We start from the raw sequence: 14,719 nt of genomic DNA on the forward strand, positions 1-14,719 counted from the left end.
ATAACGGCATGGGCACCGGCATGCTCGCCAGATTCTGATCTAAGCTGTCCCGCGCGGCGCCGTCACCGGCGCCCACCAAGGAAAGACAAACAATCGAATCCGATTGATTCCCATCACATTGAGAGTGGATCCCCCATGAAAATCAAAATCCTCCTGGCTTCCCTGCTGCTCACTTCATCCCTGTCGGCGCTGGCCGCGTGCCCGGTGTTCGGACCGTCCGAGGATCCCTGCGCAGGCCCGGTATTCGGCCCGAGCACCTGCGAGTGCCCTTGAGGCAGGCAGGCGCTGAAACAGGCGCGCCCGACTCGGGCGCGTCTCGCCAAGGGTGCGGGTCGATACAGGGGAGTAAACGGGCAAATAGCGGAAAGAGCAGCCAATGCTCTGGATTGCGTAGAACCTGGCGAGACGCCCGAAGCCTCGGGACATCTCGCTCAGGACAGGGTCGGGGTCAGAAGCGGGCGGTCAGCTTCTCGGAGATTTCGTCCTTGATCAGCAGCCGCTTTTCCTTGAGTCGTTTCAGCTCCTCGTCAGCGGCCGCCGCGGCCTCCGCTTTGAGCACCTGATCATCAATGCTGGAGTATTTGTCGAACAAGGCATTCAAGTGCGGGTCACTGGCCCGGCGCTGTTGAATGTCTTCTTTGCTGTAGCTCAGGTCCTGATACAGGTCATGGGGCACCGGCATGAAACACCTCCGTTTGTTGATCGGTAGCAAGCGCACTTACAGGCACTCGCCAGTTACCAGAATGACCTCCACCACCGCTGTCTGTCGACCGTCAATCAGACCACAGCGCTAACCGTTCGTCGCCTTCAGCGACATTTCCCGCGCCCCACCGCCCGCCTCACAACCCGCCACGAGCGAAGCCCCGCGGAGGGTGCCGCGACTCACCCCAGCGCCTGGGCCAGAAACGGCGCAGTGCGGCTCTTGCGGTGCCTGGCCACCTGTTGTGGCGTCCCGCTGACCACTACTTTACCGCCCTGGTCGCCAGCGCCCGGGCCGATATCGATCACCCAGTCGGCCTGGGCCACCACGCGCATTTCATGCTCGACCACCACCACGCTGTGGCCGGCCCGCACCAGGTTGTCCAGTTGCTCCAGCAGGCGATCGACATCCCGCGGATGCAGGCCGGTGGTCGGCTCGTCCAGCACATACAGGGTGGCGCCGCGGGGGTTGCGCTGCAGCTCGGTGGCCAGCTTGATCCGCTGCGCTTCGCCGCCGGACAGTTCGGTGGCCGGCTGGCCGAGGCGCAGGTAGCCCAGGCCGATATCGCGCAAGACTTCCAGGGAACGGCGGATGCTCGCCTGTCCGGCGAACACCTCGACCGCCTCCTGCACCGTCAGTTGCAGGACCTGGGCGATGTCCAGGCCTTGCCACTGGATGGCCAGGGTCTGCGGGTTGTAACGCGCGCCGTGGCAGGTCGGGCACGGCGCATAGACGCTGGGCATGAACAGCAGCTCGACGCTGACAAAACCTTCGCCTTCGCAGGCCGGGCAGCGGCCCTTGGCGACGTTGAAGGAGAACTGCCCGGCGTCGTAGCCCAGCGCTCGCGCCTCGGGGGTGGCGGCGAACAGCTTGCGCACGTGGTCGAACAGCCCGGTGTAGGTCGCCAGGTTCGAGCGCGGGGTGCGGCCGATGGGTTTCTGGTCCACTTGCACCAGGCGCTTGATCCGCTCCAGCCCGGCGGTGACTTCGCCGCTGCTGGCCTGCGGGGCGTCGTCTTCCAGGTTCAGCTCCTCCGGCTCTTCGTTGCTCTGCGGCCGCCCGAGGTGCGCGCCCACCAGTTCCAGCAAGGCCTGGCTGACCAGGCTCGACTTGCCGGAACCGGAGACCCCGGTCACCGCGGTAAAACAGCCGAGGGGGAATTGCGCGCTCAGGTCCTTCAGGTTGTTGCGGCTGATGCCCTCCAGGCGCAACCAGCCCTGGGCCTGGCGCGCGGTGCGGCGGGCCGGCGCCTGTTCGGCGAACAGGTAGGCGCGGGTCTGCGACTGCGCGACCTGGGCCAGCCCCGCCGGCGGACCGCTGTACAGCACCTGGCCGCCCTGCTCGCCCGCCGCCGGGCCGACGTCGATCAGCCAGTCGGCGCGGCGCATGGTCTGCAGATCGTGCTCGACCACGAACAGCGAGTTACCCGAAGCCTTGAGCTGCTGCAGGGCCTCGAACAACGCCTCGGCGTCCGCCGGGTGCAGGCCGGCCGAAGGCTCGTCGAGCACATAGATCACCCCGAACAGCTGCGAACCCAATTGAGTCGCCAGGCGCAGACGCTGCAACTCGCCGGACGACAGGGTCGGCGTGCTGCGTTCCAGGGCCAGGTAACCCAGGCCCAGGCCGGTCAGGGTACTGACCCGATCCAGCAGGTCCTGGGCGATGCGTTGCGCGGCCAGGCGTTTTTCCAGGGACAGGTTCGGCGTGTGCCGCACATCCGGCCCTCCGACATGCCCCGGCGCACCCTGGGCGATCCGTTGTTGGCGCGCGGCCTGGGTCTGTTCGTGGCTCCAGACCTCGCCGGCCTCCTCGGCCTGTTCCAGGTAAGCCTGGGCGGCCACCGGCTTGAGCACCTCGGCCAGTTGCAGCAAGGGCATCTGCGACAGCTCGCCGATGTCGAGGCCGGCGAAGGTCACCGACAGCGCCTCGCGCTTCAGGCGCTTGCCCTCGCACAGCGGGCACGGGCTGCCGAGCATGAACTGCGACACGCGCTTTTTCATCAGCGCGCTTTGCGAATGGGTGAAGGTGTGCAGCACGTAGCGCCGGGCCCCGCTGAAGGTGCCCATGTAGCTCGGCTCCTGCTTGCGCTTGAGGGCCTCGCGGGTCTGCTCCGGGGTCAGCCCGGCGTACACCGGCACGGTCGGGGTTTCTTCGGTAAACAGGATCCAGTCGCGCTGTTCTTGCGGCAGGTCGCGCCAGGGAATATCGACGTCGTAGCCCAGGGTCACGAGGATGTCGCGCTGGTTCTGCCCCTGCCAGGCCAGCGGCCAGGACGCCACCGCGCGCTGGCGGATGGTCAGCGAAGGGTCCGGGACCATGGACGCCTCGCTGACCTCGTAGACCCGGCCCAGGCCGTGACAGTTGGGGCAGGCCCCTTGCGGGGTGTTGGGCGAGAAGTCTTCGGCGTAGAGCATCGGCTGCCCCGGCGGGTAGCTGCCGGCCCGGGAATAGAGCATGCGGATCAGGCTGGACAAGGTGGTGACGCTGCCCACCGAAGAGCGGGTGCTCGGCGTGCCGCGCTGCTGTTGCAGGGCCACCGCCGGCGGCAGGCCTTCGATGGCGTCGACATCCGGCACCCCGACCTGATCGATCAGGCGCCGGGCGTAGGGCGCCACCGATTCGAAATAGCGGCGCTGGGCCTCGGCATACAGGGTCGAGAACGCCAGGGACGATTTGCCGGAGCCGGAAACCCCGGTGAACACCACCAGCGCATCGCGGGGAATATCCACGTCGACGTTGCGCAGGTTGTGTTCGCGGGCACCGCGCACCCTGACAAAACCCGAGCTGTTCGCGGGCAAGGAAGACAAAACCTGTGGCGAAGGCGTGTTGCGCGCTGAAGTCATGGGACAGCCTTGTATCGGAGGTATCGGAACAGAGGTCAAGTCAGAAAGCCCCACGGCGCCAGCACCGGCGACCGGCAGCCACCCGACCGAGGTGCAGGGTGCATGGGCCCGGGGTTTTGAGCAACCGCGGATGTCGAACGTATGGCGGACTTTTCCCCGCTTATGGCCTCACGCCTCCAGCACCGACCTGACCATGGCGGTCAGGGCATCCGGGCTGTAGGGCTTGCTCAACAGGTGGGTGTCCGGGCTGAGCTGGTGATTGCAGGAAATGATGTCGCGGGTATGCCCCGAGGTGAACAGCACCGCCACGGCCGGCGACTGGGTCTTGGCCCAGAGCGCAAGGTCAGTGCTTTTGATCAGGCCGGGCATCACCACATCGGTGAAGATCAGCTCGACCCGGGCGCCGCTCAACAGCAGTTGCATGGCCGCATCGCCATTGGCCGCCACCAGCACCTTGTAGCCGGCGCTCTCCAGCAGTTCGACCGCCGCCGCGCGGACATCCTCGTTATCCTCCACCACCAGGATGGTTTCCTGGCCGTGGCCAGGCCGCTGCCCGCGCCGGGGCACCGCGCCCGGTTCCGGTTCGGTGCTGCGCACGAAATACATGCGCACCGTGGTGCCCTGCCCCGGCGTGCTGAGCATCTCGATATGGCCGCCGCTCTGCTTGACGAAACCGAACACCATGCTCAGTCCCAGCCCGGTGCCCTGGCCGTCGCGCTTGGTGGTGAAGAACGGCTCGAACGCCTGCTTGAGCACCTCGGGGGGCATGCCATCGCCAGTATCGGCCACCGACAGGCACAGGTAGTCACCGGGGCTGATGCCCTTGCCGGCGCAGAAACCGCGGTCGAGCACCACATTTTCGCCGCGGATGCCGATGGTGCCCTCGCCCTTCATGGCGTCGCGGGCGTTGATCGCCAGGTTGAGCAAGGCATTTTCCAGCTGGCTGCGATCGACCTTGATGTACCAGGGCTTCGCCGGCAGTTGCACATCGATGTCGATGGTTTCGCCGAGGGCCCGTTGCAGCAGCTCACTCAGGCTGTCGGGGATCCGGCGAGGGTTGTAGACCTCGGGCGACAGCGGCTGGCGCCGGGCGAACGCGAGCAGTTGCGCGGACAGCTTGGCGCCGCGCTCGACCGCGGTAATGGCCGCGCCGACCCGGCGCTGCACATTGGCATTGTCCGGCTCATGGCGCGCCAGCAGGTGCAGGTTGCCGGCGATCACTTGCAGCAGGTTGTTGAAGTCGTGGGCCACGCCACCGGTCATGCCGCCAATGGCTTCGAGCTTCTGCACCTGGCGCAACTGCTCCTCGGCCGAGACCCGCGCGTTGACCTCCTCGGCCACCCGCTGCTCGAGGTTGCGCGTCAGTTGCAGCAGCGACTCTTCGGCCATCTTGCGTTCGTGGATATCGATCAGCACGCCGGGAAAGCGCAAGGCCTGTCCTGCGTCGTCGAACTCGCAACGGCCACAGCCCATGACCCACAGGTAACTGCCGTCCTCCCGGCGGATCCGGTATTCGGTGTTGTAGGGCACGCCCTTTTTCACGCTGTAGGCTGCCTGTTCCTTGATCCGCGGCAGATCCTCGGGGTGCACCCGGCCGTCGGCGACCGCCATCGACAGGTCGTCCAGCGGCTGCTCCAGCGGGTAGGAAAAGGTCCGGGCAAAACGCTCGTCGCCCGACAGCCGATCGGCCTTGATGTCCCACACAAAGGAACCCAGCAGCGCTCCGGCATTGAGCGCCAGCTGCACCCGTTCATTTTCCGCGCGGTAGGCGTTTTCGACTTCCTGGCGGCGCTGCTCGGACAGCACGTGGGCGGTGGTCTCGACCACGATCGCCATGACCCCGGCCGGGGCCTGGTCGTCGCCGGCCACCGGGCTGTAGTAGAGGTCCATCCAGACATGTTCCGGCTGGCCGTTGCGCAGCAGGACCAGCTCCTTGTTGCGGTACGACAGGGTCCCGCCCGCCAGGCAGGTGTCCAGCACATGGCGGTTGAAATCCGCCACTTCCGGCCAGCCCAGCTCCACCTGGCGGCCGAGCAGGTACGGATGCCGGCCGCCGGCGAATTCGGCGTAGGCATCGTTGTAGATCATGTAGCCCGAGCGGCCCCAGAGCATGACCAGCGGCACCGGCGAGGCCAGCAGCAGCTGCACGGCGCTGCACAGGCTCGACGACCACTGCTCCAGCGCGCCCAGCTCGGTGACGGACCAGTCGAACGCCTGGATGCGCCCGGCCATCTCGCCTCTCCAGCCCTGGCAACCATGAGGATCGGATAAGAACGGCATCGCTTGACCCAGTGAACACGATTGAATGACGGCATTCCCGGCCGCGCCCCGAACGCCACGGACAGGTACTCAAGATTTGGAGCACAGGCCACGCGGATGGTTTCACCGCATTTTCGCGATTGTCGGACAAATCGCCATGACGCCGGGCAAACAACCCCGGCCTGTAGCCGCTGCCGCAGGCGGCGATCGGCCGCAACGGCCGTAAAAGTCTCAAGATCGCTGAAGGCCTTCAGCCTTGTCGCAGCCTGCGGCAGTGGCTACATCAGCGGAAATCGCGGCTGCGCACGGTGATACCGCTCAGCAGGTCGCTGAGGTCGCTCAGGCGCCCGGCGATCAGGTGGCGGACCTCGCCTTCGGTTTCCAGGGTGCCATCGACCTTGAGCAATTGCGCGCCCACCAGGACCTTGCGCTGGCGCTCGGCCAGGTCACGCCAGACCACCACGTTGACGTTACCGAACTCGTCTTCCAGGGTGACGAAGGTCACGCCGCTGGCGGTGCCCGGTCGCTGGCGCCCGGTGACCAGCCCGGCGATGCTCACCGGGCGCCCGTGCTCGACCTCCAGCAGCTCGCGGGAACTGCGGCAGCGCCGGGCCTTGAGCTCGCCCCGCAACAAGGCCAGCGGATGCGGCCCCAGGGTGGTGCCGACGCTCAGGTAATCGGCCTGCAGGTCTTCGCCGACCGTCGGCCGCGGCAAGACCACCGGCGCTTCCTCCTGGCGCGGCAGGCCGGCGAACAGGCCGAGCTGTTGCTGCACCCCCGCCACTTCCCAGCGCGCCCGATACCGGTGCCCGGCCAGTCCGTGCAGGGCGCCGGCATCGGCCAGCAGCTCCTGGGCGCGGCTGTCCAGGCACGCCCGTTGCCCGAGGTCGGCGATGTCGACAAACGGGCCATGCCCACGCGCCGCCTCGATCCGCCGCGCGTCGTCTTCACGAAAGCCCTTGATCATCCGCAGCCCCAGGCGCAACGCCGGCTGCGAGCCGGCCAGCGGCTCCAGGCTGCAATCCCAGGTGCTGGCGCGCACGTCCACCGGACGAATCGCCAACTGATGCCGGCGCGCGTCCTGGAGAATCTGGTCGGGGCTGTAGAAACCCATGGGCCAGCTGTTGATCAGGGCGCAGGCGAAGGCCGCCGGCTCGTGGCATTTGAGCCAGCAGCTGGCATAGGTCAGCAAGGCGAAACTGGCGGCGTGGGACTCGGGGAAACCGTAGCTGCCAAAGCCCTTGATCTGCTCGAAGATCTGCGCGGCGAACTCGTCGCTGTAGCCATTGGCGCGCATGCCGTCACGCAGGCGCAGGCGATGGGGTTCCAGGCCGCCGTGGCGTTTCCAGGCGGCCATGGAACGGCGCAACTGGTCGGCCTCGCCGGGGGTGTAGTCGGCGGCGACGATGGCGATCTGCATCACCTGCTCCTGGAACAGCGGCACGCCCAGGGTCCGCTCCAGTACCACCTCCAGTGCCCTGGAGGGATAGGTCACCTCCTCCTTTTTGTCACGCCGGCGCAGGTACGGATGGACCATGCCGCCCTGGATCGGTCCCGGCCGGACGATGGCCACCTCGATCACCAGGTCGTAGAAATCCTTCGGCTTGAGCCGGGGCAGCATCGACATCTGCGCCCGCGACTCGATCTGGAACACGCCGATGGTGTCGGCGCGGCCAATCATCTCGTAGGTGGCCGGGTCCTCGGCGGGGATGCTGGCCAGGCTTAGCCGCTGGTCCCGATAGCCATGGATCAGATCGAAACAGCGGCGAATCGCGCTGAGCATGCCCAGCGCCAGCACGTCCACCTTGAGCAGCCCGACCGCGTCCAGGTCGTCCTTGTCCCACTGGATGATGGTGCGCTCGGCCATGGCCGCGTTTTCCACCGGCACCAGGGTGTCCAGCGGCTGCTCGGAAATCACGAAGCCGCCGGGGTGCTGGGACAGGTGCCGGGGAAAGCCGATCAGTTGCCCGGTCAGGCTCAGGACCCGGCGCAGCACCGGGCTGTCCGGATCGAAACCGGCCTCCCGCAGGCGCTCGACGGCCGGCGGCGTATCGCTCCAGTGGCCGCAGCAATCGGCCAGGGCGTTGACCTGGTCCGGCGGCAGGCCCAGGGCCTTGGCCACATCGCGCACCGCGCCGGCGCCGTGGTAGGTGCTGACCACCGCGGTCAGCGCAGCGCGGTGGCGGCCGTAACGCTGGAACACGTACTGCAGGACTTCCTCGCGACGATCGTGCTCGAAGTCCACGTCGATATCCGGCGGCTCGTTGCGCTCGCGGGAGAGAAAACGCTCGAACAGCAGGGTCGAGCGGTCCGGGTCGATCTCGGTGATGCCCAGGGCGAAACACACCACCGAGTTGGCCGCCGAGCCCCGGCCCTGGCAGAGGATCGACTGGCCGCGGGCAAAGTTGACGATGTCGTGCACCGTGAGGAAATAGCTCTCGTACCCCAGCTCGGTGATCAGCTCCAGCTCATCGTCGATCTGCTTGAGCACCTTGGGCTTGGCGCCCCCGGGCCAGCGCTTGACGATGCCGCGCTCGGTCAGCTCGCGCAGCCAGCTGGCCGGCGTCTGCCCTTGGGGCACCAGTTCCCGGGGGTATTGGTAGTGCAACTGCCCGAGGTCGAAATGGCAGCGCTCGGCAATCCTCAGCGACTCCTCCAGCAAGGCCGGCGGATATAGCCCGCGCAAGGCCTCGAGGCTGCGCAAATGCCGTTCGCCATTGGGGTGCAGGCGCTGGCCGGCCTCGGCCACCCGCACGTGATGGCGGATCGCGGTCATGGTGTCCTGCAAGGCCCGCCGCCCGCGTACATGCATATGCACATCGCCGCAGGCCACGGCGGCAATGCCCAGCCCGCGGGCCAGCGCCAGCGACTCGCCCAGGCGCCGCTGATCGTCCTGCCCGCAGTGCAGCTCCACGGCCAGCCATAGCCGGTCGGCGAACACCTGCTGCAACCAGCGCCCCGCTTCTTGCTGCTCACCCTCTGGTTGACCGTCCGCCAGCCACAGGGCCAGCAGCCCCGGCAAGGGTTGTTCGAAGTCTTCGCGCAGCAGCTGGTACTGGCCCTTCTGCGCCCGGCGCCGGCCACGGGTGATCAGCCGACACAGGCCCTGGTAACCCTCCAGGCTCTCCACCAGCAACACCAGCCTCGGGCCGTCGTCGAGGCGCATTTCGCTGCCGACGATCAGCGGTAGATTGCAGTCCTTCGAGGCCTGCCAGGCCCGGACGATGCCGGCCAGGCTGCACTCGTCGGTAATCGCCAGGGCCTGGTAGCCCTGGGCCGCCGCCCGCTCGAACAGCTCGCGGGCACTGGAGGCACCGCGCTGGAAACTGAAGTTCGACAGGCAGTGCAGTTCGGCGTAGCCCTTCATGCGAACCAGCCCTGCAACAGCAAGGGCCCCGCCTCGCCCACCGGGCGATATGCTCAGCCCTGCTGGCCGCCGCGGGTTTCGATCAGGTAATAGTCGCGGCGCACGTCGCCGCCGTCCCACCAGCCGGACTCGATGCGCTCCGGCCCCATGAGGATGCGCGCCGCCCCCTCCGCCAGCACCAGCGGCTCGCGCAACAGCCAGCCCGGACGCCGGGGCCCAGGCAGCAGCGGGCAGGCCTGGCTGTCGCCGACCGGCTGCCAGCTGCATTCGGGGCGGTGGTCCGAGTGGAAGCGCAAGCCATGCACCGCCTCGTCCCCCAGGCGGGCGCGCAGGCGCTCGCGCAACTGCTCCCAGGGCAGGGATTGCTGCGGGCGCTCGTCGAACAGCTCGCGGTGCTGCGGCACGAAGCGCGGCAAATCCTCGGCCACCAGGCGCACGCCACGCACCGGCGCGGGCACCTGGACCTGCTCCAGGCGCCCGCGCGCCAGTTCGAACAGCATCCTTGGCTCGCGCTCGGCGCTGAGCAGGCCGACCTTGACCAGGGTGTCGGGCAGCTCGACATGCTCCAGGTGCAGCTCGAAGCGCTGCACCCCGCTGTCACGGCCACAGAGAAACGCCGCCAGGTCGCTGGCCAGGCGGCGTAGGGGAAACAGCAGGGCCTGATGGGACAGCACGTCGAAATTCAATTCGATGCGCAGATCGAAACGATCCGGCGGCTGATAGAAGGCCAGCGCCAGGGAGCGCTCGCCCAACAGAGTGTCCAGGTGCTTGAGCAGGCCCGCGTCGAAACGCCGGGCCAGGGTGTCCCGCGGCAGCCCACGCACCTGGGCGAAGGTGCGCAGGCCCATGCGCGACAAGGCTGTGGCCGTGCCCGGCGGCAGGCCGAGACGCTCCACGGGCATGCGCCCCAGGGCCTGGCGCAACGGTTCCAGGTCGGTCACCGCCAGCCCGTCGTAGGCATTGGCCAGCACCCGGGCCGCCGCCGGATTCGGCGCGCTGACGATGCGGTGGCGAAAACCCAGCTCGCCCAGCTCCTGGCGCAGGCGCGCCTCCAGCTGTGGCCAGGGGCCGAACAGGCCCAGGCTCGACTCGATCTCGAACACCAGGGTGCGCGGGTAATGCACGCTGACCTGGGAGCTGAAGCGGTAGGCCCAGGCCGCGAGAAACTGCTGCCAACGGGCGATTTCCTCGGCGTCGTATTCGGCGCTGGCGAAGTCCTTGCTCAGGGCCTGGGCGGCGGTCAACGACTGCCCGGGGCGCAACCCCAGCTCGCGGCCCGCGGCATTCACCGCCTGGATCACCCGGCGCTGCGGCGTCCTGCTGAGCAGCGCCAGCGCGGCCTCCGGTTCGGGGCGCTGGCGCAGCGCCGCGTCCAGCGCCAATTGCGGGAACAGAATACAGACCCAGCGCATGGCAACCTCAGGGCCCCGGGGCGAAGGCGATCGGTGCCGAATGGGCCAGGCCGCCACGGCACTTGAGCACCCGCAGCTGCGCCGGCCGCGCCTCCACGGCAAGGCGCAGGGCCGCCGGCGAAGGGTTGATGGCGTCCTTGAGGGAGCGGTAGGCAAAGGCCAAGGTCTGGCCGGTCTCGGCCGCCACCTGCAAACGCCGCAAGGCGCGGTCGTCGGCCTGTTGCGGCCAGCACAGCACGGCCCCGCAACTGCCCGAACGCAGGCATTGCTCGGCGGCCCACAGGGCATCCCGCTCGCCGGCCTGGATCACCGCCAACTGGCGCAGGTCGACCCCGGCGCTCTGCCAGGCCTGGGGATACGGCACATGGGGCGGCGCCACCAGCACGATGCGTTCGCCGGCGGCCGAGAGCCGGGCCAGGGTCGGCCACAGCAGTTGCAGCTCGCCGACACCCTGGGCGGCGATGAGGATTTCCGTCAGCGCCGCTTCCGGCCAGCCGCCGCCGGGCAAGGCCGCGTCCAGCATGGCGTGGCCGGTGGGTTGCGGGCTGGCCGCGGGCGCCGTCGGGCGGCCCTTCCACACCCGGCCGGCATTGAACAGCGTCTCCAGTGCCACGACGGCGCCCATCAGCCTTGCCTCACCAGGCCACAGAACACCCCTTCGATGGCCAGGTCGCGGTCCTCGCCGATCAGGATCGGCGCATAGGCCGGGTTGCGCGGCAGCAGGCGCACGCCATCGGCCAGGCGTTCGAAACGCTTGATGGTGACCTCGCCGTCCAGCCGCGCCACCACGATCTGGCCGTTGCGCACCTCACTGTCGCGGCGCACCGCCACCAGGTCGCCGTCGAGGATGCCGTCCTCGATCATCGAGTCGCCCTGGACCCGCAGCAGGTAGTCGGGGGTGCGGGAAAACAGCGCCGGGTCGAGCAGCAAACGGCTGTGCACCTCGGCATCGGCACCGATCGGCAGGCCGGCGGCGACCCGGCCGAGCACCGGGATGTCGAGCAGTTCGGGGCGCGGCGGCTGGTTGAGCAGGCGGATGCCCCGGGCCTGGTTGGGGTTGACCTCGATGAAGCCGGCTTCGGTCAGGGCCACGACATGCTTGCGCGCCACGCTGCGCGAGGCGAAGCCGAAGGCCTCGCTGATTTCAGCGAGGCTCGGGGGCTGGCCATGTTCGGCGATGCGCTCGCGGATAAAGGTCAGGATGGCACTGCGGCGGGGAGATAAAGTGGTCATGGAGTACATTTGTACTCCACCCGGGTTTTCCTGACAAGAACCGCCAGTCAGCCCAGGCCACGGCTCGCCAGGAACGCGCTGATGTAATCGATGAACGCCAGCACCTTGGCCGTGGCCCGTCGATGGCTGGGGTAGACCGCGAGGATGTGCGGCCCGAAGCAGTCCGGGTCGATGGCGTAGTCGGCCATCACCCGCACCAGGCGGCCGTCGGCCAGGTAAGGCGCCGCGCTCCACAACGGGGTGTGCAGCAGCCCGCGCCCGGCCAGGGCATTGGCCAGCAACAGGTCGTAATTGTCGCTGCGCAAGCGTGGCGCCCGAGGTTGCAGCAGGCTCAGGCGCTGCCCGTCCCGTTCGACCCACCAGAACTCGCGGCTGAGCAAGGGATGGCGATAGAGCAGCCATTCGTGTTCATCCAGGGTCTGCGGCGTCACCGCCACACCCTTGCGCGCCAGGTAGGCCGGGCTGGCGCACAGGGCCAGGCAATTGCTGCCGACCACCCGGGCGATCAGCCCCGGCAGGTCGTCATGGCCTTCGCGCAGGGCCAGGTCGTAGCCGCTTTCCAGCAGGTTGACGAACTCGTCGCACAGGTCCACCTGCAGGTCGATCTGCGGGTACTGCTCGAGGAAACCGCCACACACCTGGTCGAGAAAGGCCTGTCCATAGGCCAGCGGCGCGGTGATCTTCAGGTTGCCGCGCAGGCCATGCTGCAACTGCTCGATTTCCTCGCCGGCCTCCTCCAGCCGCTGCAGGACCTGGCGCGCGGTGTCCAGGTAGAGCCGCCCCACTTCCGTCAGCAGGATCCGTCGGGTGCTGCGCTCGAACAAGCGCGCGCCCAGCTCGACCTCCAGGTGATTGACCGCCTTGGTCAGGGCCGAGGGGTCTTGCCCAACTGCTCGGCGGCGCGGCTGAAACTGCCCAGCTGCGCGGTGACCACGAACATTTTCAGTGCACTCAACTTGTCCATGCTTTTTCCATTCAGGCAAAAACGTTTTTCATCAGCGAGGCGTTCTGTCGGCTCTGGCAAGCCAATAAGCTGGCCATCAGACGCAATAACAAGGAAATACTCAATGAAAAGATTCATCCCGAATCTGCTGACGATTGCAGTGAGTTTTGCCTCAATGGAAGCCATGGCCGCCACCGATCTGGTGCTGTTCAACGGCCAGGTGTTCACCGCCGACCGCGCCCAACCCAAGGCCCAGGCCCTGGCGGTGGCCGACGGCAAGGTGCTGCAGGTGGGCAGCGACGCGCAGATCAAGGCCCTGATCGAAACCGGCACCCGGGTCATCGACCTCGGCGGCAAGACCCTGATGCCCGGCCTGATCGACAGCCATTCCCACGCGATCTTCGGCGGCCTGGAAATGACCTCGGCCAACATGCAGGACGAGGTGGTCGGCCTCGACGAGCTGGAGAAAAAGCTGCGTGCCTGGCGCGACGACGGCAAGGCCAGGCATGGCGATGTCCTCGGCATCGCCGGCATGAGCTCGGCCTACTGGGCCCAGGCCGAAGCCCTGGGCCAGCGCTTCAACGCCGGCGAATGGGCCAGGGTGCCGGTGGTGTTCACCGGCAGCGATCACCATACCGCCTGGGCCAACAATGCGATGCTCGAGCGCGCCGGCATCGACGCCGCCCTGCTCAAGAACCTGCCGCAGGCCGAGCGCGACACCATCGGCAAGCTCGCCGACGGCCGCCCCAACGGCTTCCTGGTGGACGCCGGCTGGGACCGGGTCGCGGCGAAAATGCCGGTGCCCAGCGCTGCCGCCCTGCTCAATGCGGCGCAGTCGGCGGTGCGCTACAACAACAGCCTGGGCATCACCGCCTGGATGGACCCGGCGGCCAACGCTGCTCCCGGCGAGGCGGTGTTCGCCCTCAAGCCCACCGCCCAGACCGTCGGTGTGCTGCCGGCCTACAAGGCGCTGGCCGAGAGCGGCGGCATGAGCGCGCATGTCGCCGCGCTGCTGGTGGCCAACCCGAAAAGCCTTCCTGCCGACCTCGACGTCCTGGAGCAGGTGCGCCAGCAATTCCAGGGCATCCCCAACCTGACCCTGCCCGGGGTCAAGATCTTCGCCGACGGGGTGATTGAGTACCCGGCCCAGAGCGCGGCGATGATCGATCCCTACAGCAACTCGCACAAACAGGGCGAACTGCTGATCGATCCCGAGCATTTCGGCGAACTGGTCAGCGCCATCGACCAGCGCGGCTGGCGGGTGCATATCCACGCGATCGGCGACCGCGCGGTGCGCGAATCCCTCAATGGCATCGCCCAGGCGCGCAAGGACCGCCAGAGCGGCATCGCCCACTCCATCACCCACCTGCAGATGGTCAACCCGAAAGAGTTCGCCCGCTTCAAGCCGCTGGGGGTCATCGCCTCGATGCAACTGCTGTGGGCCTCGGCGGACGACTACACCCTGGACATGATCAAGCCCTACGTCAGCGCCCTGGCCTTCCGTTACCAGTACCCGGCGCATTCCCTGCTCAAGCAGGCGCGACCCTCGCCGGGGCCAGCGACTGGCCGGTGTCCTCGCCCAACCCGTGGAACGCCATCGCCCAGGCCATCACCCGCAAGGGGCCGCTGGGGGTGCTCAACGCCGACGAGCGCCTGGACCGTGAAACCATGTTCTACGCCTACACCCTCAACGCCGCCCGCGCCATCGGCCTGGAACAGCGGATCGGCTCGCTGAGCGCCGGCAAACAGGCCGATTTCATCGTGCTGGACCGCGACGTGTTCAAGGTCGACGAAAAGGCCCTGCACGAAACCCAGGTGCTGCAGACCTGGTTCGCCGGCCGCGAAGTCTACGCCCGGCCTCTCTAACCCGATCCGTCTGAAAACCAGCTGATCCACTGCCCCGCCCCACGTCCTTGCGCGTGTGGGCCGGCGCAGCCTTGCCCGAAACCTGCCCATAACAAT

8 protein-coding genes and 2 pseudogenes are annotated in these 14,719 nt (G+C 67.8%); 2 read left to right on the top strand and 8 right to left on the bottom strand.

All coding sequences use genetic code 11. The features are described from left to right. The first annotated feature begins 135 nt into the window (after positions 1–135). Positions 136–273 carry a PA0050 family protein gene (locus PMI20_RS21820; protein WP_007932359.1) on the top strand — a complete coding sequence of 46 codons (138 nt, stop codon included), beginning with the start codon at positions 136–138 and terminating at the stop codon, positions 271–273. 175 nt (positions 274–448) lie between these two features. On the opposite strand, the gene PMI20_RS21825 is transcribed toward PMI20_RS21820, so the two are convergent. The 8 genes and pseudogenes from PMI20_RS21825 to PMI20_RS21860 form a co-directional block, all read right to left on the bottom strand. Then, positions 449–682 carry a DUF465 domain-containing protein gene (locus tag PMI20_RS21825; RefSeq protein ID WP_007932361.1) on the bottom strand — a complete coding sequence of 78 codons (234 nt, stop codon included), beginning with the start codon at positions 680–682 and terminating at the stop codon, positions 449–451. 200 nt (positions 683–882) lie between these two features. Continuing rightward, positions 883–3,543: an excinuclease ABC subunit UvrA gene (locus PMI20_RS21830; RefSeq protein WP_007932363.1), complete on the bottom strand. Its 2,661-nt coding sequence runs from the start codon at positions 3,541–3,543 to the stop codon at positions 883–885. A gap of 168 nt (positions 3,544–3,711) precedes the next feature. Further along, a complete protein-coding gene (locus tag PMI20_RS21835) occupies positions 3,712–5,823 on the bottom strand; it encodes a hybrid sensor histidine kinase/response regulator (RefSeq protein WP_037036188.1) in 2,112 nt (703 codons plus the stop codon). 262 nt (positions 5,824–6,085) lie between these two features. Beyond that, positions 6,086–9,169 (bottom strand): error-prone DNA polymerase, encoded by a 3,084-nt coding sequence (locus tag PMI20_RS21840; protein WP_007929358.1) that lies wholly within the window; start codon positions 9,167–9,169, stop codon positions 6,086–6,088. 53 nt (positions 9,170–9,222) lie between these two features. After that, positions 9,223–10,581 (bottom strand): Y-family DNA polymerase, encoded by a 1,359-nt coding sequence (locus PMI20_RS21845; RefSeq protein WP_007929356.1) that lies wholly within the window; start codon positions 10,579–10,581, stop codon positions 9,223–9,225. A 7-nt stretch (positions 10,582–10,588) separates the two neighbouring features. Then, complete coding sequence (gene imuA, locus PMI20_RS21850) at positions 10,589–11,206, bottom strand: translesion DNA synthesis-associated protein ImuA (protein WP_007929354.1); 618 nt, start codon at positions 11,204–11,206, stop codon at positions 10,589–10,591. After that, positions 11,206–11,823 (bottom strand): transcriptional repressor LexA, encoded by a 618-nt coding sequence (lexA, locus tag PMI20_RS21855; protein ID WP_007929352.1) that lies wholly within the window; start codon positions 11,821–11,823, stop codon positions 11,206–11,208. Before lexA ends, imuA begins: the two co-directional genes overlap by 1 nt. A 38-nt stretch (positions 11,824–11,861) precedes the next feature. Further along, positions 11,862–12,778, bottom strand: a pseudogene (locus tag PMI20_RS21860) (LysR family transcriptional regulator). Positions 12,779–12,881: 103 nt separating this feature from the next. Between PMI20_RS21860 and PMI20_RS21865 the strand changes: the two are divergent. Further along, positions 12,882–14,623 (top strand): annotated as a pseudogene (locus PMI20_RS21865) (amidohydrolase). The last annotated feature ends 96 nt before the right edge of the window (positions 14,624–14,719 follow it).

It is taken from the genome of Pseudomonas sp. GM17 (assembly GCF_000282175.2).
Classification (GTDB): domain Bacteria; phylum Pseudomonadota; class Gammaproteobacteria; order Pseudomonadales; family Pseudomonadaceae; genus Aquipseudomonas; species Aquipseudomonas chlororaphis.

Coding starts and splice junctions, on each gene's coding strand:
- PMI20_RS21825 (WP_007932361.1), bottom strand. CDS start 682: ATGCCGGTGCCCCATGACCTGTATCAGGACCTGAGCTACAGCAAAGAA.
- PMI20_RS21840 (WP_007929358.1), bottom strand. CDS start 9,169: ATGAAGGGCTACGCCGAACTGCACTGCCTGTCGAACTTCAGTTTCCAG.
- PMI20_RS21835 (WP_037036188.1), bottom strand. CDS start 5,823: ATGCCGTTCTTATCCGATCCTCATGGTTGCCAGGGCTGGAGAGGCGAG.
- PMI20_RS21830 (WP_007932363.1), bottom strand. CDS start 3,543: ATGACTTCAGCGCGCAACACGCCTTCGCCACAGGTTTTGTCTTCCTTG.
- PMI20_RS21845 (WP_007929356.1), bottom strand. CDS start 10,581: ATGCGCTGGGTCTGTATTCTGTTCCCGCAATTGGCGCTGGACGCGGCG.
- imuA (WP_007929354.1), bottom strand. CDS start 11,206: ATGGGCGCCGTCGTGGCACTGGAGACGCTGTTCAATGCCGGCCGGGTG.
- lexA (WP_007929352.1), bottom strand. CDS start 11,823: ATGTACTCCATGACCACTTTATCTCCCCGCCGCAGTGCCATCCTGACC.
- PMI20_RS21820 (WP_007932359.1), top strand. CDS start 136: ATGAAAATCAAAATCCTCCTGGCTTCCCTGCTGCTCACTTCATCCCTG.